Here is a 23,596-nt window from a genome sequence, read left to right as displayed (position 1 = left end):
CTGACTTAGCTTAGCAGGGCTGATTTGATAATCATGCCAAAGATGATAGATTTCAATTTTATCTTGTTTAGATAATTTAGACATAAAAATGACCCCCAAATTTGTCCTAAATTTGGGGGTCATATCAAGCCTGCTTTTTTTTGGATACATTCTATATAAAAAAGGAAATCAAACATTGCTAAATTGTTGCATATCCGTGAGCCGTCCAGTATAAACAAAATTTAAGTTAATCTTTTTGGTTTTGTCACTTAAATCCTGTAGAAGCTTTTGCTGCATAGTTGTTAGATGCAAATGCTGCAGCACAACAGAAGCTTGAATGTACAATACTAATTTGCCAGTATAATCTAATGGATGGTCTTGATTGTCAAATTTGCGCATGACCATACCAATGGCGTCACGAATTTGCTTATATTTATTGATATTCAATTCATTATATATATTAGAGTAAAAACTCTGATAAAACTGCTCTAAATCCTGATAAACTTCTTCGATTAGTTGTTGCTGCTTTTTTGAAAACAAACTACCAAAAAAGTTATGCATAACCTCACTTCCTTAAAACCGAAATGATTTGGGTCTTCGGCGAAAAATTTTTCTGAAATTTTTCGGACAAAGGCAAATCTGTGATCAAAACGTCAATTTCATTAAGTGGAATTGACATGTAAGGAGAAGAATTTTCACTATCAAACTTATATTTTTCTGCAACAACAATAACTTGCTTTGCTCTGGAACATGCGGTTTTAATTAACTCCGAATCACTCATTTTTGCTGAATAAATACCGTCATCTTTAACGTTGGAGGTGCCAATGAAAGCAGTATTAAAACTTATCCTATGTAAAAGATCAAGTGAAGTTACAGAATAATTAAACCTATGCTCTTTATCAATTTTTCCCCCCAGCAGTCTTACACTTGGTAATTTTGTTTGCATCAATGCTAATGAGTTGTCAATCGAATTAGTGACTATTTGCAAATCTGTACCACAAATTAATTCACACAATTTTTTAAGAGTAGTTGAGGGACCAATAAAATCGCACTGGTTAGGATGTACAAAACGTCTAGCCATCTGGGCCATTTTAATTTTAATAGGTGAATCGATTTGGTTTCTGGTAAGAAAATTAGGCACCTCATTTTCATCAATAGCAATTAATCCGCCATGAACTCTGATTGCTTGCCCAGTTGTGGTTAATCGAACCACGTCTCGACGAGCAGTGTCAAAAGAAATATTGAAATAACGTGCTAAGCTGCGAGTTCGTAAATGTTTTTCATTTTTAAGCATTTGCTTGATTTTTAATAGACGGTCTTCCTGTGACATCATACTTCTCCTCTAAATAAATTAACACTACAGCGAATATTGTTTAACTACTTTTTCAGCGTTTAGCTATAAAAATAAGCACTTATCAGTATTTGAGCATAAATATGCTGATCTGTAAATAAAAAGTAGAGGAATAATAGTGTTTTTACTCTACTGACTTTAAACAAACACGTTTTTATAAAATTGGGACGAACCAATTTTCAAAATGGTTGAACTTTTATCAAAAATTGCTATAATATGTTTATAAAATGAAATTAAGCTAAACAACTAAGGGAGAATTAAAATGGCAGTTGATTATGATTCAAAAGAATTCCTTAAAAGCATTGACGCTCATTGGCGGGCTGCAAATTATTTATCAGTCGGTCAGCTTTTCTTAATGAGCAATCCATTATTAAAGCATGATTTAAAAGCAAGTGAGGTAAAACCTAAGCCAATTGGTCACTGGGGTACTATTTCACCGCAAAACTTTATTTATGCCCATTTAAACAGAGTTATTAAGAAGTATGGCTTAAATATGTTCTATATTGAAGGCTCAGGTCATGGTGGTCAGGTTATGGTTTCAAACTCATATCTTGATGGTTCATATAGTGAGCTTTATCCTGAAATTCAACAAGACGAAAAGGGCATGGCTAAGCTCTTTAAACGCTTTAGTTTTCCGGGTGGCTCCGCTTCGCACGCTGCACCTGAAACTCCAGGATCAATGCATGAAGGTGGAGAATTAGGTTACTCACTTTCCCATGGTACTGGTGCCATATTAGATAATCCTGATGTGATTGCAGCTGTGGAAATCGGTGATGGAGAAGCTGAAACTGGTCCGCTTGCAGCAAGCTGGTTCAGTGATAAATTTATTAACCCTATTAAAGATGGTGCTGTGCTGCCGATCTTGCAAATTAATGGTTTTAAGATTTCTAATCCAACGATCGTTTCCAGAATGTCAGACGAAGAACTGACCAAATATTTTGAAGGTATGGGCTGGCATCCTTATATTATTTCCGCATATAATGGCGGCGAATTTGACGGTTATAAAGACCATATGCAAATTCACGCAGAAATGGCCAAATTAATGGATACTGTCATTGAAGAGATTAAAGCAATCCAAAAGAATGCACGTGAAAACAATGATTTAACCTTACCTCACTGGCCAATGATTATTTTCCGTGTGCCTAAGGGTTGGACTGGTCCCAAGAAAGACCTTGACGGTAATCCAATTGAAAACTCCTTTAGAGCACACCAAATCCCAATTCCAGTTGCTCAAGATGATATGGAACACAAAGATATGCTCGTTGACTGGCTTAAGAGCTATAAACCGGAAGAACTATTTGATGAAAATGGTACACCAACTGCAGTGGTAACAGCGGATAATGTTGCTGGTGATAGTCGAATGGCTATGAACCCAATTACTAATGCTGGTGGTGAAAAAGCTAAGCGCCTTAGCTTGCCTGATTATCGCAAGTACGCTTTGAAATTTGATCAACCAGGTTCTATTGAAGCTGAGGATATGACCGAATGGGCTAAGTACTTAAATGAAATCGCTGAACTTAATCCAAATACTTTCCGTGGCTTTGGACCAGATGAGACCAAGTCTAACCGCTTGTTTAAGTTCATTGATGAGCAAAAACGGCAATGGGAAAGCTCTGTTCATACTCCTAATGATGAAAACTTGGCGCCAAGCGGGCGTTTAATCGATTCTCAATTATCAGAACACCAGGACGAGGGCTGGCTTGAAGGTTATGTTTTATCAGGTCGTCATGGCTTCTTTGCTACCTACGAATCATTTGGCCGGGTTGTAGATTCAATGCTGACCCAGCATATGAAATGGTTAAGAAAAGCTAAGGAACAATATTGGCGTAAGGATTACCCCTCACTTAACTTTATTGCAACTTCAACTGTGTTCCAGCAAGACCATAATGGTTATACCCACCAAGACCCAGGTGTATTGACTCACATGTATGAAAAGAATCGTCCTGATTTAGTTCATGAGTATCTGCCTGCCGATACTAACTCATTATTGGCAATTTCCCAAAAAGCTTTCACTGATCGTGAATGTATTAATATTTTGGTAACTTCTAAGCAAGAAAGACCACAATGGTTCTCAATTGATGAAGCAACTCGTATTGCAAATCACGGCTTATCTTACATTGATTGGGCTTCAACTGACCATAATGCTAAACCTGATGTTGTGTTTGCTTCAACTGAAACTGAACCAACAATGGAATCTCTTGCCGCAATCGATATTTTGCACAAGAATTTCCCTGACCTGAAAATTCGTTACATCAATGTTATTGATGTTATGAAGCTAATGAATACCAAGGATAATCCAGAAGCAATTTCAGATGAAGAATTTGAGCAATTGTTCCCAAGCGATGTGCCAGTGATTTTTGCCTGGCACGGTTACAAGGCTATGATGCAGTCAATCTGGTTTGGTCGCAAACGCAGCAACGTTCACATTCACTGTTACGAAGAAGAAGGCGACATTACTACTCCGTTTGATATGCGGGTAGTTAACGAACTTGATCGCTTCCACTTAGCTAAAGATGCCATTTTAAGTGTTCCTCGTTACGCTGAAAAGAGTGCCGGCTTTGTAGCAGAAATGGACAGATTGCTTGCTAAGCATCACCAATACATTCGTGATAATGGTAAAGATATGCCTGAAGTTACAGAATGGCAATGGACTGGTCTTAATTAACAGAACATTGAGCGAAGGCAGTTTCTAAGTGACAGAAACTGTTTTTGTTTTAGCTAATTTTAATAGTCTTATTCTTGTTAAAAATAAAAAATTTATTTATAATAAATATCATCATGAGGGAGTAACAGCAATTACTTGCGATAAGCCCAACAACCGAAGGAATCCTTCTGGACTTATCTTAAATAGTGAGACTTGTGTGTGTTAAACATATGGGTCTCTTTTTTGTTAGTAGGAGGTAACAATGCCCCAGAAATTTTATAACCAAGAAATTGAAAATGTAGCTCAAGAGTTGTCAACATCAACTAGTCAAGGTTTGCAGACCAGTCAGATTAGTGCCTTGCGTGCAAAATATGGCACTAATAGTTTGGCCAGCAAAAAGAAAACTAGTATTTGGCAACGTTTTTTGGCTCAATTCAAAGACTTCATGATCATTGTTTTGATAGTTGCAGCGCTACTTTCAGGCTTTGTCGCACAAGAATGGACAGATGCTGCAATAATTATGATAGTGGTTATTTTGAACGCGGTCCTAGGCGTCTTCCAAGAAACACGCTCGGAAGAAGCAATTAACGCATTAAAGAAAATGGCTACTCCTAATGCTCATGTTCGGCGAGATGGTCAGATTGTTGAAATTCCCAGTCCAGAATTACTACCAGGTGATGTGGTTTTACTTGAAGCAGGAGATGTAGTTCCAGCGGATTTGCGCTTAACTGTTACCAAGAGCCTTAAAATTGAAGAATCCGCTTTAACCGGTGAATCAGTTCCAGTTGACAAAAATGTCGCCCCTATTAATGATGAAAAGGTGGCACTGGCAGATCAGGACAATATGGCTTTTGCCAATACCAATGTGACCTATGGCCGCGGTGAAGGTATAGTTACTGAAACGGGAATGAACACTGAAGTCGGTAAAATTGCCACAATGCTTAATAACACTGATGAAACGGATACACCATTAAAGCGCAACCTTAATCAGTTAGGTAAGACGCTGACGATCATGATTCTGCTAATTTGTGCTGTGGTATTTGTTGTAGGCTTTTTTACCAAAAAAGGAACGGAACCAACAGATAAATTAGCAATTGACATGTTCTTGGTGGCCGTGTCACTTGCAGTTGCAGCTATTCCAGAAGGACTGCCTGCTATTGTTACTATTATTTTGGCATTAGGCACGCAGGTAATGGCGAAACATAATTCTATTGTGCGCAAGTTACCTGCAGTTGAAACCTTAGGCGCAACAGACATCATTTGTTCCGACAAAACTGGTACCTTAACCCAAAATAAAATGACAGTTGAGCAGATTTATTATGATAATCAAGCACATAAATCTTCCAGCAGTATTAGTCATGATAATCATGCTTTAATGGCGATGGTTTTAGCTAATGATTCTAAACTTGATGAAAGTAATCAATTGCTGGGTGATCCTACCGAAACTGCCCTAATTCAATACGCTCTTGATCAAAAGATAGATGTGCATAACCTACTTACAAGTCATAAAAGACTGCAGGAAGTGCCGTTTGATTCTGGTCGTAAACTGATGAGCACCGTCAATGAAGACAATGGAAACTACTTTGTAGCTGTTAAAGGAGCACCGGATCAGCTGCTGAAACGAGTAACCCGGATTGAGCTAGACGGCAAAGTTAGTGCAATTAGCGAAAAGCAAAAAGACGAAATTATGCTTGCTAATCAAAATATGGCTAAAAATGCGCTGCGAGTTCTGGGCCTAGCCTATAAATCGGTTGAGAAGTTATATGATGACCCTTCAACTGATAATGTTGAACAAGATTTAATTTTTGCTGGGTTAGTAGGAATGATCGACCCGGAACGTCCAGAAGCCAAAAAGGCCATTGTTGAAGCCCATAATGCCGGAATTAGGACCGTTATGATTACAGGTGACTTTCAGGTAACTGCACAAGCGATTGCGGAAAGATTAGGGATTTTAAAACCTGGTGAAGATGAACGGGTTGTTACTGGTGCACAACTGGATGAATTCAGTGATGAATACCTGGAAAAGCACGTAGCAGATTTTAACGTTTATGCCAGAGTTTCACCTGAACATAAGGTTCGCATTGTCAAAGCTTGGCAGGCACAAGGCAAAATTGTGGCCATGACAGGTGATGGCGTTAATGATGCTCCTAGTTTGAAGCAGGCTGATATTGGGATAGGTATGGGGATTACCGGTACCGAAGTTTCTAAGGGGGCCAGTGATATGGTCTTAGCGGATGATAATTTTGCTACGATCGTTGAAGCTGTCAAACAAGGACGTAAAGTCTTTAGCAATATCCAAAAGGCCATCCTTTACTTGATGAGTTGTAATGTCGGTGAAGTTCTGACAGTATTCATGATGACGATGCTAGGCTGGGACATCTTAGCCCCTGTTCAACTATTGTGGATTAACTTAGTTACCGACACGCTACCGGCTATTGCTCTAGGGCTTGAACCAGTTGAAAAAGGCATCATGAAGCGGACACCACGGGGTAAAAAATCAAACTTCTTCAGTGGTGGAGTCGCAAGCTCGATTGTTTACCAGGGAATTTTAGAGGGTGCTATTGTTTTAACCACTTATCAGCTAGGATTAAATTTTGGCCCTCATATGAATGATGCTAACTTGCAACATGGTGATGCATTAACTATGGCCTTTCTTACCTTAGGCTTAATTCAACTGTTTCATGCTTTCAACTCTAAGTATATTCACCAATCTATTTTTTCAAGAAGAACCTTTGCCAACAAGTGGTTTAACTGGGCAATATTAATTTCTGCCGTGGTAATGGCAGCAGTAGAGTTGCCGTTTATGACAAAATTCTTTGATGTCACGGAATTGAATTCCACACAATGGTTGATAGTTTTAGGTGCCGGAATTTGTATGATCGTGATAGTTGAAATTGTCAAAGCATGTCAACGTCTAGCAGGCAAGAAATAAAAGTATCTTTAAAATAAAAAGTCCCGCAATCTTAATTTAGATTGTGGAACTTTTTTAGTTTATTTTGAAACAAGCTCAGCTATTTTTAGTAAATATTCAGCATCAATTTTGTCAAATCTGTTGAAACTGTTACTGTCAAGATCAAGAACTGCAAGCATACTGTTATTTTTAATAAGCGGCACGACAATTTCAGAATTTGTAGCAGCATCACACGCAATATGACCGGAAAATTCGTGAACATTGGGCACGATTTGAATTTGCTGAGTTTTTGCAGCGACACCGCAGACTCCCTTTCCGATTGGAATATGCATGCAGGCAATAGGTCCCTGAAAAGGTCCTAAAATTAATTCGTTATCTTTGAAACGATAGAAACCTGCATAACTAATTTCAGGTAAACTATTGTAAAGCAGCGAGCTAATATTACTCATATTGGCAATTAAATCATGCTCATTTTGAAGCAAATTATCAGCTTGTTTCAAAATCAACTTGTAATCTTTCATTTTTTCCATAAGCATTCTCCTAATGAAAGTGTAAGCCAGTTTAACTCTTTTTAAAAGTACCAATCTGTAATTGAAATAAATTTCTCACAGATATTTTTAATGATAAATCACATTTTTTGACAAAAAAATATTAGTATTGAACATACAATATAGCCATTATTATTGAATATTTGCTTATATGGCGGGAGCTAACAGACTTTTAGTTTGACGTAAATCAAACAGAGCTTTATCTAAATTTTTATTAAAAAAACTGTATTACTTTTAAAATTCTTAACCGTTATAGTAAAATAGAAACTACAACTTATTATTTCATGCATTGATTATGAAAGGGGCGATGACAATGTCGATGATAGAGTTCCATAACGTGCAAAAATTTTATGGCCATTTTCATGCACTGCACGACATTAATTTACAGATTGATCAAGGTGAGACGGTGGTTCTGATCGGGCCATCCGGTTCTGGTAAAAGTACACTTGTACGGACCGTTAACGGACTTGAATCAATCCAGAAGGGTAAGTTGGTAGTTAACGGTCACGATCTTTCTGACCCAAAGACTAATCTCAATATTTTACGTAGTGATGTTGGGATGGTTTTCCAGCATTTTAATTTGTACAAGAATAAAGATGTACTGGAAAATATTATGCTGGCACCTAGAATAGTAAGCCATATTCCTGAAGAAGAAAATAAAAAACAGGCATTAGACTTGCTCGATATGGTTGGGTTACGCAAATGGGCACATAATATGCCTTCACAAATTTCCGGTGGTCAAAAGCAGCGTGTTGCAATAGCACGAACTCTGGCAATGAAGCCAAAGCTTATCTTATATGATGAGCCAACGTCTGCTCTTGATCCGGAAATGATTGATGATGTTTTACAAGTTATGAAGAAAGTTACCAACGAAAGTGGTATGACTTCATTAATCGTTACTCACGAAATGGGCTTTGCCAAAGAGGTGGCTAATAGAGTTATCTTCATGGATCAGGGTCGGATTGTTGAGGATGATGATAGCGAGAGCTTCTTTAAACAGCCAAAGACGGAGCGGGCACAACAATTTTTGAGTAAAATTATTTCTCACTAAGGAGGCCAATTATGAAAAAGAAATTTTGGCTACTTCCTTTATTGGCATGTATTTTAATGTTAACCGGCTGTGGTAAAAGCGTTAATGATCAATCAGTTTTAAAAAATGCTAAGCAATCTAATACGATTGTTTGGGGTGTTAAAGGTGACGTTAAGCTTTTCGGTTTAATCGATGTTCGTGATGGCCAGCAAAAAGGTTTTGACGTTGATATGGCTAAACATCTTACGAAGCATATTTTAGGTCCTCAGGGTAAGGCAGAATTTGTCACTACAACCTCTCAATCCAGAATTCCTCTATTAAAGAATGGTAATGTGGATGCTGTGATTGCTACGATGTCGATTACGCCAGAGCGTAAAAAGATTATTTCTTTTTCAAAGTCATACTTTGATGCTGGTCAATCGCTTTTAGTTCCTAAGGATTCTTCAATTAAAAGTACAAAAGATCTAAATGGTAAGACGGTTATTGGTGTTGTAGGTGCCAATTCGGTTGCAAACATAAAAAAGGTAGCTCCCAAAGCTAAAGTGATCGAATTGCAGGATTATGCTCAGGCAATGAATGCATTGAAGTCACATCAAGGAGATGCTCTTACTACTGATAACGGAATTTTATTTGGTTTGGCAGTGCAGAACCCGGGCTACGAAGTTCGTGGTGGCACTTTTACTGTTGAACCTTACGGTGTTGCGGTTAATAAGGGACAAACCTCATTTACTGAAGCTGTAGACAAGGCAGTACTTGAAATGCAGCGTAACGGTGAATATAATCGCTTAATTAAAAAGTGGTTTGGCGACGTTCCAGGATTTAAGTATAAGGAGCTGTATCGCCGATGATTAATATTTTTTCAAAATTCAGCAGCCAGCTATTTGTAGGCTTAGGCTGGACAGTATTATCTAGTGTAATTGCTCTATTTTTCAGTTTAATAATTGGAACAATTTTTGCAATTATGGAAGTTCTTCCAAGTAAAGTAATGCGTGTAATTGGCCATGCATATGTAGAAATTATGCGTAACATTCCTTTGCTTGTAATCACTATGTTTTTCTATCTAGTAATTCCGATGTATATTGTCAAAATCAATGGCTTTACTGCAGGAACTATTGGCTTAACACTCTATACTTCTGCCTTTATTGCGGAGACTATTCGTTCAGGTATTCAATCGGTCTCTAACGGGCAAATGGAGGGAGCCAGATCAACCGGTATGACCTATTGGCAGGCAATGCGTTACATTATTTTGCCTCAGGCATTTAAAATAGTAATTCCGCCTTTAGGTAATCAATTCGTTAACTTAGTTAAAAACTCTTCAGTTTTAGCCTTTGTTGCAGGGTTTGATTTGATGTACCAGGCAAACTCAATTGCGTCTACTACTTTTGACACCATTAACAGTTATTTAGTTGTAGGTGTTTTATACCTGATCGTTACTTTGCCAATTAGCTACTACATGCGACACTTAGAAAAGAAATTAGGTTAGAAGGAGGTATTAGAAAATGCAAAATTGGATTAATGCCTTTTCATGGCTTAATGTGCGCTTTTTGTTGATGGGCCTCTGGGTAACTATTTATATTTCAGTAATTTCGGTTATCTTAAGTTTCATTTTTGGTTCAATTTTAGGCATAATCAGGTATTCTAAAATAAAGTATGTTTCACAGATTGTTGGCTTTGTAATTGATATTATTCGTAATATTCCGTTACTTCTAATTATCTTCTTTACTTACTTTGGACTACCTAACTTTGGCTTAAGACCAGAAACAATTCCAGCAGCGATAATCGCCATGACTGTTTTCGAATCGAGTATGATTGCTGAAATTGTACGTTCGGGTATTCAGTCTGTTTCTGTTGGTCAAATGGAAGGGGCTCGGTCTACAGGAATGTCATTTGTACAAGCACTATGGCATGTTGTTTTGCCACAAGCTTATAAAAATATGGTTCCTGCAATTATTAGTCAGTTTGTTTCCCTCATTAAGGATACATCTCTCGCAACGATTATTGTTGTTCCTGAAATGATGCAACATGCACAAGTTATTTACGGACAAGATGCAAACTATATCTTACCAATGTTTGCTGCACTTGCGGTTTTATATTTTGCTGTTTGTTTTACATTGTCAATTATTGGTAATGTGATTGGTAAGCACTTGTCTTAAAGGAAGATCGTTTTATTATTTAAAGCATTTCACTAATTGTGAGGTGCTTTTTTAGTATTTAAGAAGCTGCTAGAAATATTTATTATTAGATAATCATATATGTTAAAATACTATAAAGATAAAAACTAAATTTAAAAGGGAGAACTTATGCCTCGTCCTAAAACCAAACAAGAATTAATAGATGCAAGTAATGCATCTTACCAAAAGATTGTTGCTTTGATTTCTAAGTTGCCGGAAGATGCTCGCACAGGTAGCTTCAACTTTGATACTAGTAAATTAAAAGAAGCCCATTGGAAAAGAGATCGCAATGTTCGTGACGTGTTGATTCATTTATATGAATGGCAGAGATTATTACTGGAATGGGTTAAAAACAATCAGGCCGGTCATGCACAAGAATTTTTACCAGAAGGGTACAATTGGCGCAATTATGGTGAAATGAATCAGCAATTTTGGGAAAAGCACCAAGCTACTGCGCTAGAAGAAGCTGAAAAATTATTGGCGGAAAGTCATAAGCAAACGATGGCTTTACTTGATACTTTTACTGAGGATCAACTTTTCCAAAAGAAGGTATTTCCTTGGACTGGAACGAACGCTTTAGGCACGTACTTTATTGCAAATACCTCTAGTCATTATGAATGGGCGCTAAAAAAATTGCGTAAATATCAAAGATCATTGAAATAAGAAATAGAAGCAAACTAAAACAGATAGTCATATCAAAAGGACTATCTGTTTTTTTGATTAGTTAAATAATTTACTTCGTTGACATTTGATTTCTTTACAGATATAATTTCTAAAAAGAAAATATTTAGAAAGAGAAATTATAATGGAAAATAAAGCATTATATCAGACCTTGATGAATTTGCAATGTGAACTGGTTGCGGAAAGAAACTTGGTGAATCCAGGTCAAATAAGCTGGTTGCAATACGATATTTTGAATGCTTTACAAGAACATTCTAGTAAACCTACTGTTTTAAGTAGACAACTTGGTATTACACAAGCCAAATTGTCTAAAAATTTTACCAAATTAAGAGATTTAGGTTATATCAGCCAGACTCCAGATATACACGATCATAGAGAGATAATAACAGAGATCACTGAAAATGGGATTAAGTTTATGAATGGTATCGCTGAAAAGCACAATCAGTTATACAGTCAGGCCAAAGCAATTTGGACAAAAGAAGAGCAGGAACAATTTATTTTGTCAGCTAATGAGTTAATAGCTATTTTGAAAAAAGAACGGCTTAAAAATGAAAAGTAATTCAATAATTGTCGAAGGCGCACGTACAAACAATTTGAAAAACATTTCTGTTGAATTTCCCAAAAATAAAATTACTGTCATCACTGGTCTTTCTGGTGCAGGCAAATCATCATTAGCACTATCCACAATAGCAGCTGAGGCTCAACGGCAAGTTAATAAGACTTACAGTGCTTATATACAGCAACTTTTACCTCATTTTAAAGAACCTGAAGTTGATAAAATTAAAAATTTGCCATTTACTGTAGTAGTTGATCAAAAAGGTATCGGAAACAACAAGCGTTCAACTCTTGGTACTTATTCTGATATTTATTCAGCATTGAGATTGTTGTTTTCACGTTTGGCAAAGCCGTTTATTGGTTATTCAATGAACTACTCTTTTAATAATCCAGTGGGCATGTGTCCCAGATGCCAAGGATTAGGAGAAGTTAGAGAAATTATTCCAGAGGATTTGTTGAATATGAGCAAATCACTTAATGAAGGAGCGATAGAATTTCCTACCTTTCAACCAGGTGGTTGGCGATTAACTCGTTATACTGAGTCAGGCTTTTTTGATAATGATTTACCACTAAAAAAATGGTCTGAATCAAAAATTACTCTGTTATTGAATGGTGAGAAGCAAGTACCACCAAACCCAACGCGAAAATGGCATAAAAGTGCGAAGTATATTGGTCTTATCCCCAGGATAACTCAAACTTTTTTAAGCAAAAATAATTCTCAATACCAAAATGATTTAAAGAAGATTGTTAAAGTGAAGGTCTGTCCAGCTTGTCATGGGCAAAGGCTAAATGCGAAAGCACTTTCTGCTAAAATTAATAATAATAATATTGCTGATTGCAGTATGATGAGTTTAGTTGACTTAAAGGAATGGCTGAACAATATTAATGATGCAAAGACTAAAGTTATCATAGAGGAAATAGAAGTTAAGCTCACTAATTTAATTAATGCTGGTTTAGGATATTTGAATTTAAACAGAACAACTGCTTCTTTATCAGGAGGTGAAGCTCAAAGAGTCAAATTGGCAAATTATTTAAACAGTGATTTAACAGACTTGCTTTATATTTTTGATGAACCCAGTGTAGGGCTGCATCCATATGATCTTCAAAACATCAACAACATTTTTAAAAGACTAAGAGATAAGGGTAATACGGTCGTTATTGTTGATCATGATCCCCAAGTAATCGCAATTAGCGACAAGATTGTCAATTTAGGAGAGCTTGCTGGAAATAAAGGCGGTTATGTTACTTTTTCAGGAAATTTTGCAGATTTAATTCAAAGTAATACACTAACGGGAAAAAGTTTGCGTCACAAAGGAAAACTAAAAAGCAAGCAGAAATCATTTAAAGAGTTTTATTATATAAATAACGCATCTTTAAATAACCTGCATAATGTAAAAACTAAAATACCTCAACAGTCACTGACAGCAATTACTGGTGTTGCCGGTTCAGGTAAAAGCAGTTTAGTAAAATTAATCAAAAAAAGATATCCAGAGGCTGCAATATTAGACCAACATGAAATTCATGGTAGTAACAGATCAAACGTATTAACTTATTTAAATGTTTTTGAGCAATTACGACAGTATTTTGCTCAGGCTACCAGACAATCTTCAGGTTTGTTTTCTTTTAATAGTTTAGGAGCTTGTCCCGTATGTAAGGGTAAGGGAGTACTTAAACTTGATTTGGCCTATATTGGTGAATCTGTTACGACTTGCGACTCTTGTCACGGGCAACGTTATTCACAAAAGGTGTTAGAACTGAAAGTTTGCGGTATGAATATTGCAGAAGCTATGGCTTTAAGTCCTACAGAGTTTGCTGCTAAGTTTCCTATTCTCAAATACGCAATGGCAATACTAAAAGAAGTAGGCCTAAATTATATTAAATTAAATCAATCGTTAGATACTTTTTCAGGAGGTGAACTGCAGCGGCTTAAATTGGCTAAACTTCTCTTAGGTCAGTCCAGTAAAATTTTAGTTTTGGATGAACCAACTAGTGGTTTACACGAATACAATGTTCAGGACTTTATTAATCTTTTGCAAAATCTTATTTTTAAGTACGGTATAACAATTATTGTTATCGAGCATAATTTACGCTTAATTGGACAGGCAGACTGGGTTGTTGACATAGGTCCTAATGCAGGCAATAAAGGAGGCAAAATTATGTTTGCGGGTATCCCTAGGCAATTAGTTAAGCAAAAAACTTTAACGGCTAGAGCGTTAAGATATTATTTTGGCATTTAGGTTCTAAAAAAAAACAATAAAATTTATAGTTTTAAACTAAATTTTTATTATTTGCGGCAGTAGAAACTAATTTTTGCTTTAATATTTTACAAAATAAAAATGATAGCTGTTGAACATAGTTCCAGCTATCATTTTTTTGTTAGTCAATAATTATTTTTACTTTGTCACTAATAATAAAACTAGGAAAGCTAATGTATCAAACAAGAAATGTACTAAAAAGCTTACCCAGATATTATGCGTTTTGATAAAAGCCCAGTTTAAAACCAGACGTGTAAATGCTAATCCTAAAATGACATAACCCAGATTGTAATCATAAGTTGACAAATGAAGTAAAGCAAATATTAAAGCTGAAGCAATGTTGCCCCAGAAAAGCGGGAGTGGCATGTGCATAGAATCAGCTAATTGGGTCACAGCTAACAGAGGCATAATTGCTAAAAACTCCTCACCCAATATTTGAATAGCACTGCTGAAGCGCTGATAAATGAAAATGAGCCAAACGTGGGGTGTACTCATGGTTAGTCCAGCAGCTGCATTGCCAGAAACAGCACCAAACAACTTCTGAGAAATCGCTCCTGAAACAACGGATACGAAATAAGCTAAAATGAAAAAGACTAGAACCCAAAGCCATTCTTTGGCACGAGGAGTATGAAATAATTGCTGCCATTTACTCCCAGTAGCAATTTGCACTCCGATTATTTGAATTATCAGAAAGACAGTTACTACTAAGATTTGAAAGCCTGCTGCTATTAAAGTGGGATGACTTTCGTCAAAAATTAGAGAATCCGGGATTTGCACACCGGGCATAATCAAACAGCAGTATGCTATCAAATTTGAGAGTAATATTATCAGCCATTTTTTACCAGATAATTTGTATGAACTATTTAAATTGTTAACCATGTTTATTCTTCCTTTTATTTTGATTTTATATTGTTAATTTATAAAAGACAATTTGCTGGCTTGTGAAAGTATCACAAATTAAATTTAATTTTTAGCTAAATTGCCTTGCGCTAAAATTCAAAAATAACCTATAAATTAATAAACTTTCTGGCTAAGTGCTACAATTATCTTGGAAGCTAACAGTATTTTAATTTGTTTTATATTAAATTTAAAACCAGCAGTCATCAACTTTATATCTCAAAATATATTTATTTAACTAATTAAGAAGGTTCATTATATGAAAAAAGTCACAATTAATAATCAAGTATTACCAGCGCTAGGAATAGGTACTTGGGAAATAGGAGATGATCCTAAACTTCGAGATGAAGAAATAGCAGCAATTAGAGCCGGTCTTGATGCAGGCTTAAGTGTGATTGACACCGCTGAAATGTACGGAAATGGTCGCTCTGAAGAGTTGGTGGGCGAAGCCATTAAACCATATCAACGCGCAAAAATCTTCTTGATTTCTAAAGTTTTACCGCAAAATGCGTCTAGATCAAAAATGCGGCAAAGTTTGCAAAACAGTTTGCAAAGGCTCCAAACTGATTATCTGGATTTATATCTATATCATTGGCGGGGAATGGTACCTTTATCTGCGACCGTTTCTGAATTGCAAGCTTTACAAAATGAGGGACTAATTCGCTCTTGGGGCGTATCGAACTTTGATATAGACGATATGCAGGAATTATGGCAACTGCCGGAAGGCCAAAATTGTGTAGTTAATGAGGACTTATATAATTTAGAAACCAGGGGAATTGAATATAGTCTTTTACCTTGGCAAAGAGAGCATCACGTTCCACTAATTGCTTATAGTCCTTTAGGACGTGGACCAAAAATGGGCAGCACAATGATGAAAAACGAGGCTGTTTTACAAGTTGCTGAGGAACACGAGGCAAGTGCTTATCAAATTTTACTTGCCTGGGTAATGCAACAGCCCGATGTTTTGGCAATACCAAAGAGCAGTAGTTCAAAGCATTTATTATCCAACCTGAAAGCTTTGGATATTGAGCTAACCCCAGAAGACCTGCAAATTTTAGGAAAGGCATATCCTAAGCCTGAACACAAAGAGCCCCTAGCAATTTATTAAAACGAGTTTTAATTGTCCTTATAAGCAATAATCATTAAAAAACTAAAAAATAAAGTAAAAAAGCTTGAGTTATCTCAGGCTTTTTCTGTACCCTTATACTAGGTAAGAAATTGGGAAGTTAAATAATGAAAAGTTTTTTATTTCGGTTATATTTGACGGCAATGAAACTAATTGCTCGTTTTACACCAATACAAAGTAATAAAGTGGTTGTTCTTAATGGTGCAGGTCGTTCTGGCTCAAATGGCTATCTGTTTGGTAAATATTTGCAAAAAAGCCATCCCGAATATGAAGTTACTATTGTAGAGCCTTGGCCATCCTCACATTTGCCACTTAAAACTTGGCGAAAAATTGGGGCAGCGAAATTTGTGTTGACCACACATCAGCCATTTAAAGTTCATGCCAGGCAGGTTAATATTCAGTTTTGGCACGGTATACCCCTTAAACGCATGGGCTTCGTGGCCAATAATACTAGTTCCAAAGTTGACCTGCGCAATGCTAAGTTATGGCAAAAAAATGCTGATATAGTTTGTTCAAGCAGCGATTTGTATGAAAGCTTGATGAGTGCCTGCTGCGGAATTGAATCTAATAAGTATCACAAAACGGGTTTTCCTCGTATTGATGCTTTGAAAAATCCAGTTATTAGTAAAAAACAGCTTCTCAGTGATTTATTTAAAACTCAGGATGATGAGGCGCAAATTGGTATTTATATGCCAACATTTCGTTATGAAATGGAAGACAACCAAATTATGGACCAGGTTCAACAGGGTAATTTTTTAACTCTGTTTGATTTTAACATTGAGCAGTTAAATAATTCATTAAAAAAGAATCACCAATATTTAATAGTGAAACTGCATCCTTATGAAATGAAACTTTTTAAGCATTTGCAGAGTAATTATTCTAATATTGTCTTTCTTAATAATGATTATTTATATCAGCAAGATATTGACCTTTATGAGCTTTTGGGTAATACTGCTTTTCTGATTACTGATTTTTCCTCAATTTACTTTGATTATTTAAATATTGATAAGCCGATAATATTTGTGACCAATTATTTACGACAATACGAAGAAAAGCGTGGCCTCTTAATGGGTCCTTATGAAGAAATTGTACCTGGAATATGTGTAAAGACACAGCAAGAGCTAATGCAAGCACTGACAATGCCAGATCAATACAGTGCGAAACGGCGTTACTGGCTAAAATTAACGAATCAGGTTCAGAACCAATCAAGTTGCGCCAATGTAGTTGAGTTGTTAAAGAGTATTAGAGGGTAAGTTGTGAAAAGAACTTTTTTAAATATTCTATATAATGCGGTTTACCAAATTTTTCTAGTATTAGTACCGTTAATAACAGTTCCTTATCTTTCGAGAATTTTGGGTCCCAAAACGTATGGTATTTACAGCAACGTTAATAATATTGTTCAGTTTTTAATGATTTTCTGTACTCTTTCAGTCTCCTATATTGGGATGAGGACTATTTCTCAGATTAGAGCTTTCGGCAGTGAGCAGGATTTAACTAAAGCATTTTGGGGCTTATGGTACTTTCAGGCCATAGCGGGATTTGTCACAATTGGGATTGTAATTGCTGTTACCAGCTTTTTTAAGATTAAATATGGGCAATATTTACTATTAATGGTGCCCTATCTTATTTCAGCTCAAGTTGATATTTCGTGGTTTTTTCAGGGATTAGCTGATTTTGGCCGTGTGGTTTTAAAAAATACTGCGGTTAAGCTGGTCTCTGTTATCCTAATTTTATTATGGGTAAAAAGTCCGGGTGATCTCTGGAAGTACATGTTGATCATGTCAGTTTCAACAATGCTGGGTTCATTTGTTTTTTGGTTTGACATTCACCGCTATGTTGGTGGACCGGTCAGACATTTCTATCAATACCGCGCGACTGTTAAAGCAATCATTACCCTGTTAATTCCCCAAATTGCTACCCAAATTTATACCTCGCTTGATAAACCTATTTTGGGTCTTTTTCAAAATTCAACCCAGGTTGCTTTTTATGACAATTCCCAAAGAATTTCTAACATGGTTTTGGGTATTGTCACTAGTATATCCTTGGTAATCATGCCTAAAATGGCTGGTGAGGGGAAAAAAGAACAACGAATAGTTTTAAAAAAGTCCCTTGAAGCGACGGTTATGCTGGGCACTTTGTTTGCAGTTATTATTATGGCTAATACCAAGGAATTTGTACCCTTCTTTTTCGGTCATAAATTCATTCCTATGACGCCATTGATGTTTTTCTTTACTCTCACTATCATTATGATTCCAACTGGCGGAGTATTCGCTAATCAATTTGCGCTTGCCAATCATCGAGATCGCGATTATGCCATTCCAGTCATAGTTGGTGCTTTCTTGGAAGTAATATTAAGCTATTTTCTGGATCAACTGTACGGTGCAACAGGTGCTATGATAGCAATTTTAATAACCGAGTTTATAGTTTTACTTTTGCGTTTGTGGATTGTGCGGGATGGTTACGATTTTAAATACTCTTTTCGTGAAATTCCCAAGTATTTTATAATTGCTGCTATTGTTTTGCTAGTAGGTCTCCTTTTGCCCCAAATGTTTGCTTCGGCATTTCTTAATATGCTCTGCAAATCAATCATTATGTTTGTTTTATATATCGCGTTAATGTTTTTGTTAAAACTTGATTTTAACCAAGACATAATTTTGTTATTGAAAAAATTTTTTACCAGAGGTTAATAAATGATTCCCAAAATAATTCATTATGTGTGGGTAGGGGGTAACCCTAAACCACAAAATATTCAGCGTTGCATGAAGACCTGGTCAAAGCACTTGCAGGATTATCAAATTATCGAATGGAACGAACACAATTTTGATATTCACGAAAATAAATATGTAGAACAAGCATATCAAGCTAAAAAATGGGCCTTTGTTTCAGATTACATTCGAGCTAAAGCAGTCTATGAAATGGGCGGTATCTATATGGATACGGATGTTTTAGTTTTGGATAATTTACACGATTTGTTAAATAATAAAGCTTTTGTTGGCTTTGAAAATAAGGATAATCCTTTTACAGCAGTATTTGGAGCGGAAAAAGGTCATCCACTGATTAAAGACATGCTTTCTTATTATGATGACCGTAATTTTACGTTTGACAAACAAGACCAATTAGCAGGAGTGAATACTGTTTCTGTATCTGATATTTTAAAAAATAAATATGGTGCTCAGCCTAATAACAAGGAGCAGCAATTGCAGACCGGTATACACGTTTATCCGGATGGCGTACTTTGTAATCCTTCTGCGCAGTCAAAGACCATCCATGTTTTTACCGGAACATGGATGGAAGGAGCTAAGCCACTGAAAAGAAAAATAGTGACAGCTCTGAAAGTCAGGATCAAAACGAAAAAAGAGGCAGCACTATATGCCAAAGTTTTCAGATAATCTGACTGAAGAAGAATTACAGAACCTGGTGCAAGAAGTTTCTCTTAAATATTTTGGCAGACAGTTTAAGCACAAAGTAAAAATTAATAAGCGCATGACAACAACTGGTGGTCGGTATCACTTAGATGATCACCACATTGAAATTAATGCGCATTTTTTAGTGCCGCAATATTATCAAGAATTGATTGGCATAATTAAGCACGAATTGACGCATTACCACCTACATTTAAATCACAGAGGATATCGTCATCAAGACCATGACTTTAAAGTTTTACTTAATAAAGTTGGTGGTTCAAGATATGCACCAGATATTGGTCTCAGGCGCAAAAGAAGAGCAAAATACTTATACATTTGCACAGTTTGCGGACAAAACTATTGGCGAGTTCGCCGGTTAAATTTACGACGATATGCGTGTGGTCATTGTAAAGGTAAATTAAAACTGGTTGACTACGGATGAATAAAAAAATTTAAACATTTTTGTTTGACAAAATGTTAGGTACCAAACTATAATTAATTTATAAAATATATTAGGTACCTAACTTTTTATTAAAGGAGTTTAACTATGAGTCAAACAAGTGATCAATTAATGAAACAACTTCATTTTATTATGCGTGCCAGTCGCTACTACCTGTTTCAGAATAAAGAGCCGATATCTGGTCAAAAACGAGTTTTAGCAATCTTAAAGTTGGAAGACGGCTTAACTCAAAATTATCTGGCTGAGATTTTAGCTCTGAAGCCGGGCTCTTTAGCAGAATTATTGAAAAAAATGGAGTTAAAAGGCGATATTCGACGTGAAGTTGATGAGCAGGATAAACGGGTTAAACGAGTTTATCTAACAGAGAGCGGAAAAGAAAAGGCCGCAAAGTTAGCCGAACAAAAAGCCAAGCAAGATACTGCACCGTTTTTTGCTGGTTTGACTGCGGAAGAGCAAGAGCAATTTGGGCAGTATCTGCAAAAAATTGCTGCGGGCTGGGATGATGATTTTAAGGATAAAGCCAGTTCTTTTGTTGATCCGACCTATCGAATGGAAAGAATTAAAAAATGGCGTGAATATGCCGCTGAGCATAACTTTTCAAGATCTGATATGCGCGCTATGTGTCATCATATGCATGAACGGCATCACTACCATCATGACTGCCCTCGCGCTGATTTTAACAGAAATTATTGCAATTATGATAAGATGCACGGTTATGACCGCGACTTTTGGCGAAAATTTTGGCATAATGAAGATGAAGATTTATAATTAGCAACATGATTAAAGTTTTTCAATTATTGAAAAACTTTTTTATTTAGTCTAAATAAGGAAAGCCGGTATCTTTTATGGCATTTAAGTCACGTAAAGATGGAAAGCAAAATGTTAAAATTAGTGACTTTTTAGACCTGCTAAAAAGTTTAAATGTGAAAAAGTCTTTGTTCATAATTGGCTTATTACTTAGTCTTATCACAAGTGCGGCCAATTTAGCATTACCTTTATTAACCAGGCAGCTGGTGGACACTAGTAAATGGGATAACTTTAATTATTCAAGTTTAGTTATTATCATCGTGGTTTTTGTGTTGCAGCTAGTTTTAGGAACTTTGGGCGGATACGTACTGCGCTATTTTGGTGAAAGCGTAGTCAAGACCCTGCGTGAACGGTTATGGGCTCACCTGTTAAAATTACCTGTTACTTATTTTGATGCTAATAAAGTGGGTGAAAGCAGCTCGCGACTAGTCAATGATACTGGAATAATAAAAGATTTACTGGCTTCGCAGTTTCCTAATTTTATTACCGGCGCAATCCAATTATTTTTCTCATTAATCATTTTATTTGTGATGGATTGGGAAATGGCCACCTTAATGTTTGTCGTAGTTCCTATTGTGGTAGTAATTTTATTACCGGTTGGTCGCATAATGGTGAGACTAGGTCGGAAGCTACAAGCGGAAACAGCCAAATTTAATGGTGAGGTCAGTGAAAAACTATCTGAGGTCCGCTTAATTAAATCCAGTAACGGCGAAAAACATGAGCAGGAAGCTGGTAATCACCGAATCAATAAAATTTTCACTATTGGAGTTTTAGACGCACGCGTCGAAGCTGTTTTACAGCCAATCATTATGACCTTGATGATGGCTGCTTTTGCCGGCATTTTGGCTTTTGGCATTATTCGCGTTGGTCAAGGTTCTTTAACAAGTGGTTCATTAGTGGCCTTTTTACTGTACTTATTTAATGTTATTGGCCCTGTTGCCAATTTTGCCACCTTTTTCTCCCAGATTCAAAAAGCCTTAGGCTCAACTGAACGTATCCAAGAAATTTTACGAATGGAGCCCGAAAAGAACTTGGGTCAACAGACCTGCGATTTAACTAATAAAACTTTAACTGCACAAAATCTGAATTTCAGCTATGTGAAAAATGAACCAGTTTTACAGTCAATTTCATTTGTTTCACGACCCAATTCTGTGATTGCTTTTGCTGGTCCCAGCGGTGGCGGGAAGTCAACTATTTTTGCATTACTAGAGCGGTTTTACCAACCGGATAGTGGCAAAATAACTATTGGAGAGCAGGATATTCAAGATATTGACCTGGCAAATTGGCGCTGCCAAATAGGCTATGTTTCTCAAAATAGTGCTATTTTTTCTGGAACAATTCGGGAAAACCTGGTTTATGGTTTAACTAAAAAGATGACCGATGAAGATCTTTGGCATGGACTTTCTTTGGCTTATGCGGACCAATTTGTCCGTGAATTTCCTGATCAGATGGAGACTGAAATAGGTGAGCGCGGAATTAAGCTCTCTGGTGGTCAAAAGCAACGCTTAGCTATTGCCCGGGCCTTTTTACGTGATCCCAAGATTTTAATGCTGGATGAAGCTACGGCAAGTCTCGATTCAGAATCAGAGGGAAAAGTGCAACAAGCTCTTGATAAACTGATGGTTAACAGAACTACTTTGGTAATTGCACACCGACTGGCTACGATTGTTAATGCCGATCAAATATATTTTATAGAACACGGTAAGGTTACAGGCCATGGAACCCACCACGAATTGATGCAAAAGCATAGTTTATACGCCAAGTATGTCACCGAGCAGATGGTAAATTAACCGCTTTTACATAAAAATGATTAAGAAAACTCTTGTGCTAAATTCAATTTTGGGTTATAGTATTGAATGTGTTGCGGGCATGGCGGAATGGCAGACGCGCAAGACTAAGGATCTTGTGATCGCTTTTAGATCGTGGAAGTTCGAGTCTTCTTGCCCGCATTTGCTTTAATGGAGCTTTGGCTCCATTTTTTTGTGCTTAATTTTTTTAAGCAGATTTATTTTGCAACCGACTAACTTTATTTTAAAAATTAATTATGTTGCATAGTTTTATAATTAAGAGAGGTTATACTTAAGAAGAGATTTTTTAAAGCAAGGGAAAACAAATGGCGAGAAAACGAAGAAGCAAGAAGTTATCTAATACAGCAATCATTATGCGAACTTTTATTATTTTATTTTTGTTAATAATTGCTTTTGTGGCTTTTCGTTATTATCGGAGGCAGGCAATTCAGTCTGAACAGATTAGACAAGAGCAACTTGCGCGTGAAGAGGCAAGGCAAAAGATTATCAGACAGCATAAGGCTTTTATCCGCGAAATTGGACCGATAGCTAAAGAAGTAGATAAATCTTTTGATCTTTTACCCAGTATTACAATTGCTCAAGCCTGCCTCGAAAGTGATTATGGTAAAAGCGATCTTTCGCAAAAATACAATAACCTCTTTGGCGTCAAGGGGAATAACCCTAATACCTCTGCTGTCTTAAAAACCAAAGAATTTGAAAAAGGTAAGTGGATTGAAATCAAAGCTCGCTTTCAAATTTATGACTCTTATGAAGCTTCAATCAGGGCTCATGCGCGGCTGTTCCAAAAGGGAACAACTTGGGATGCTAAGCAGTACCGGCACGTTCTGGCAGCCAAAAATTATGAGGCTCAGGCTCGTGCGTTAGTTAAAGATGGCTATGCCACCGACCCTGATTATGCGGACAAACTGATTAAATTAATTGAAGAATACAATCTTGACCGTTTTGATAAATAGAATGCACAGGGTAACA

Annotated in this window: 21 protein-coding genes and 1 tRNA gene; 18 read left to right on the top strand and 4 right to left on the bottom strand. The window is 36.5% G+C overall.

The annotated features are described in order from the left end of the window. Positions 1–168 precede the first annotated feature (168 nt). Both GYV61_RS07335 and GYV61_RS07330 read right to left on the bottom strand, forming a co-directional pair. Positions 169–540, bottom strand: a complete 372-nt coding sequence (locus tag GYV61_RS07335; RefSeq protein WP_122025777.1) for a bacteriocin immunity protein — start codon at positions 538–540, stop codon at positions 169–171. Positions 541–544: 4 nt separating this feature from the next. Beyond that, entirely contained in the window at positions 545–1,309 is a 765-nt protein-coding gene (locus tag GYV61_RS07330) for a DeoR/GlpR family DNA-binding transcription regulator (RefSeq protein WP_122025778.1), read from the bottom strand. Positions 1,310–1,592: 283 nt separating this feature from the next. On the opposite strand from GYV61_RS07330, the gene GYV61_RS07325 reads away from it, so the two are divergent. Beyond that, positions 1,593–3,995, top strand: coding sequence for a phosphoketolase family protein (locus GYV61_RS07325; RefSeq protein WP_174795335.1), 2,403 nt, complete (start codon positions 1,593–1,595; stop codon positions 3,993–3,995). A gap of 241 nt (positions 3,996–4,236) precedes the next feature. Next, entirely contained in the window at positions 4,237–6,906 is a 2,670-nt protein-coding gene (locus GYV61_RS07320) for a calcium-translocating P-type ATPase, PMCA-type (RefSeq protein WP_174795334.1), read from the top strand. 59 nt (positions 6,907–6,965) lie between these two features. On the opposite strand, the gene GYV61_RS07315 is transcribed toward GYV61_RS07320, so the two are convergent. Beyond that, a complete protein-coding gene (locus GYV61_RS07315) occupies positions 6,966–7,415 on the bottom strand; it encodes a GAF domain-containing protein (protein WP_238786764.1) in 450 nt (149 codons plus the stop codon). Between the two features lie 331 nt (positions 7,416–7,746). Here GYV61_RS07315 and GYV61_RS07310 point away from each other — a divergent pair, with 331 nt between their 5' ends. The 7 genes from GYV61_RS07310 (at position 7,747) to GYV61_RS07280 (ending at position 14,107) form a co-directional block, all read left to right on the top strand. Continuing rightward, positions 7,747–8,484 (top strand): amino acid ABC transporter ATP-binding protein, encoded by a 738-nt coding sequence (locus GYV61_RS07310; protein ID WP_122025782.1) that lies wholly within the window; start codon positions 7,747–7,749, stop codon positions 8,482–8,484. A gap of 11 nt (positions 8,485–8,495) precedes the next feature. Further along, positions 8,496–9,311, top strand: a complete 816-nt coding sequence (locus GYV61_RS07305; RefSeq protein ID WP_174795332.1) for a glutamate ABC transporter substrate-binding protein — start codon at positions 8,496–8,498, stop codon at positions 9,309–9,311. Further along, on the top strand, positions 9,308–9,946 hold the full coding sequence (locus tag GYV61_RS07300; protein ID WP_174795331.1) for an amino acid ABC transporter permease: 639 nt from the start codon (positions 9,308–9,310) through the stop codon (positions 9,944–9,946). Before GYV61_RS07305 ends, GYV61_RS07300 begins: the two co-directional genes overlap by 4 nt. Before the next feature lie 16 nt (positions 9,947–9,962). Next, complete coding sequence (locus GYV61_RS07295; protein WP_122025784.1) at positions 9,963–10,616, top strand: amino acid ABC transporter permease; 654 nt, start codon at positions 9,963–9,965, stop codon at positions 10,614–10,616. Between the two features lie 147 nt (positions 10,617–10,763). Next, a complete protein-coding gene (locus GYV61_RS07290; protein WP_174795330.1) occupies positions 10,764–11,297 on the top strand; it encodes a ClbS/DfsB family four-helix bundle protein in 534 nt (177 codons plus the stop codon). Between the two features lie 142 nt (positions 11,298–11,439). Further along, positions 11,440–11,874: a MarR family winged helix-turn-helix transcriptional regulator gene (locus tag GYV61_RS07285; RefSeq protein WP_174795329.1), complete on the top strand. Its 435-nt coding sequence runs from the start codon at positions 11,440–11,442 to the stop codon at positions 11,872–11,874. Further along, positions 11,864–14,107: an ATP-binding cassette domain-containing protein gene (locus GYV61_RS07280; RefSeq protein ID WP_174795328.1), complete on the top strand. Its 2,244-nt coding sequence runs from the start codon at positions 11,864–11,866 to the stop codon at positions 14,105–14,107. The genes GYV61_RS07285 and GYV61_RS07280 overlap by 11 nt, the downstream gene beginning before the upstream one ends. 156 nt (positions 14,108–14,263) lie before the next feature. Here GYV61_RS07280 and GYV61_RS07275 read toward each other — a convergent pair whose 3' ends face one another. Then, complete coding sequence (locus tag GYV61_RS07275; protein WP_174795327.1) at positions 14,264–15,004, bottom strand: CPBP family intramembrane glutamic endopeptidase; 741 nt, start codon at positions 15,002–15,004, stop codon at positions 14,264–14,266. A gap of 277 nt (positions 15,005–15,281) precedes the next feature. On the opposite strand from GYV61_RS07275, the gene GYV61_RS07270 reads away from it, so the two are divergent. From GYV61_RS07270 to GYV61_RS07230, 9 genes are all read left to right on the top strand, one after another. Next, positions 15,282–16,130 (top strand): aldo/keto reductase, encoded by an 849-nt coding sequence (locus GYV61_RS07270; protein ID WP_174795326.1) that lies wholly within the window; start codon positions 15,282–15,284, stop codon positions 16,128–16,130. A 125-nt stretch (positions 16,131–16,255) separates the two neighbouring features. Beyond that, positions 16,256–17,401, top strand: coding sequence for a CDP-glycerol glycerophosphotransferase family protein (locus GYV61_RS07265; protein ID WP_174795325.1), 1,146 nt, complete (start codon positions 16,256–16,258; stop codon positions 17,399–17,401). Between the two features lie 3 nt (positions 17,402–17,404). After that, positions 17,405–18,835, top strand: a complete 1,431-nt coding sequence (locus tag GYV61_RS07260) for an oligosaccharide flippase family protein (protein WP_174795324.1) — start codon at positions 17,405–17,407, stop codon at positions 18,833–18,835. A gap of 3 nt (positions 18,836–18,838) precedes the next feature. Next, a complete protein-coding gene (locus tag GYV61_RS07255; protein ID WP_174795323.1) occupies positions 18,839–19,537 on the top strand; it encodes a glycosyltransferase family 32 protein in 699 nt (232 codons plus the stop codon). A gap of 1 nt (position 19,538) precedes the next feature. Further along, a complete protein-coding gene (locus GYV61_RS07250; RefSeq protein WP_174795339.1) occupies positions 19,539–19,994 on the top strand; it encodes a SprT family protein in 456 nt (151 codons plus the stop codon). 105 nt (positions 19,995–20,099) lie between these two features. Beyond that, a complete protein-coding gene (locus tag GYV61_RS07245) occupies positions 20,100–20,780 on the top strand; it encodes a MarR family winged helix-turn-helix transcriptional regulator (RefSeq protein ID WP_174795322.1) in 681 nt (226 codons plus the stop codon). Positions 20,781–20,857: 77 nt separating this feature from the next. Beyond that, positions 20,858–22,609 carry an ABC transporter ATP-binding protein gene (locus tag GYV61_RS07240; protein WP_174795321.1) on the top strand — a complete coding sequence of 584 codons (1,752 nt, stop codon included), beginning with the start codon at positions 20,858–20,860 and terminating at the stop codon, positions 22,607–22,609. A 73-nt stretch (positions 22,610–22,682) separates the two neighbouring features. Beyond that, positions 22,683–22,768: transfer RNA gene (locus tag GYV61_RS07235), tRNA-Leu, on the top strand. A gap of 164 nt (positions 22,769–22,932) precedes the next feature. Next, positions 22,933–23,580, top strand: coding sequence for a glycoside hydrolase family 73 protein (locus GYV61_RS07230; protein WP_046324524.1), 648 nt, complete (start codon positions 22,933–22,935; stop codon positions 23,578–23,580). The last annotated feature ends 16 nt before the right edge of the window (positions 23,581–23,596 follow it).

The organism is Lactobacillus melliventris (genome assembly GCF_013346935.1).
Taxonomy (GTDB): Bacteria; Bacillota; Bacilli; order Lactobacillales; family Lactobacillaceae; genus Lactobacillus.
This window is presented reverse-complemented; position numbering and strand designations above follow the sequence as displayed.

Coding starts and splice junctions, on each gene's coding strand:
- GYV61_RS07335 (WP_122025777.1), bottom strand. CDS start 540: ATGCATAACTTTTTTGGTAGTTTGTTTTCAAAAAAGCAGCAACAACTA.
- GYV61_RS07330 (WP_122025778.1), bottom strand. CDS start 1,309: ATGTCACAGGAAGACCGTCTATTAAAAATCAAGCAAATGCTTAAAAAT.
- GYV61_RS07325 (WP_174795335.1), top strand. CDS start 1,593: ATGGCAGTTGATTATGATTCAAAAGAATTCCTTAAAAGCATTGACGCT.
- GYV61_RS07320 (WP_174795334.1), top strand. CDS start 4,237: ATGCCCCAGAAATTTTATAACCAAGAAATTGAAAATGTAGCTCAAGAG.
- GYV61_RS07315 (WP_238786764.1), bottom strand. CDS start 7,415: ATGGAAAAAATGAAAGATTACAAGTTGATTTTGAAACAAGCTGATAAT.
- GYV61_RS07310 (WP_122025782.1), top strand. CDS start 7,747: ATGTCGATGATAGAGTTCCATAACGTGCAAAAATTTTATGGCCATTTT.
- GYV61_RS07305 (WP_174795332.1), top strand. CDS start 8,496: ATGAAAAAGAAATTTTGGCTACTTCCTTTATTGGCATGTATTTTAATG.
- GYV61_RS07300 (WP_174795331.1), top strand. CDS start 9,308: ATGATTAATATTTTTTCAAAATTCAGCAGCCAGCTATTTGTAGGCTTA.
- GYV61_RS07295 (WP_122025784.1), top strand. CDS start 9,963: ATGCAAAATTGGATTAATGCCTTTTCATGGCTTAATGTGCGCTTTTTG.
- GYV61_RS07290 (WP_174795330.1), top strand. CDS start 10,764: ATGCCTCGTCCTAAAACCAAACAAGAATTAATAGATGCAAGTAATGCA.
- GYV61_RS07285 (WP_174795329.1), top strand. CDS start 11,440: ATGGAAAATAAAGCATTATATCAGACCTTGATGAATTTGCAATGTGAA.
- GYV61_RS07280 (WP_174795328.1), top strand. CDS start 11,864: ATGAAAAGTAATTCAATAATTGTCGAAGGCGCACGTACAAACAATTTG.
- GYV61_RS07275 (WP_174795327.1), bottom strand. CDS start 15,004: ATGGTTAACAATTTAAATAGTTCATACAAATTATCTGGTAAAAAATGG.
- GYV61_RS07270 (WP_174795326.1), top strand. CDS start 15,282: ATGAAAAAAGTCACAATTAATAATCAAGTATTACCAGCGCTAGGAATA.
- GYV61_RS07265 (WP_174795325.1), top strand. CDS start 16,256: ATGAAAAGTTTTTTATTTCGGTTATATTTGACGGCAATGAAACTAATT.
- GYV61_RS07255 (WP_174795323.1), top strand. CDS start 18,839: ATGATTCCCAAAATAATTCATTATGTGTGGGTAGGGGGTAACCCTAAA.
- GYV61_RS07245 (WP_174795322.1), top strand. CDS start 20,100: ATGAGTCAAACAAGTGATCAATTAATGAAACAACTTCATTTTATTATG.
- GYV61_RS07240 (WP_174795321.1), top strand. CDS start 20,858: ATGGCATTTAAGTCACGTAAAGATGGAAAGCAAAATGTTAAAATTAGT.
- GYV61_RS07230 (WP_046324524.1), top strand. CDS start 22,933: ATGGCGAGAAAACGAAGAAGCAAGAAGTTATCTAATACAGCAATCATT.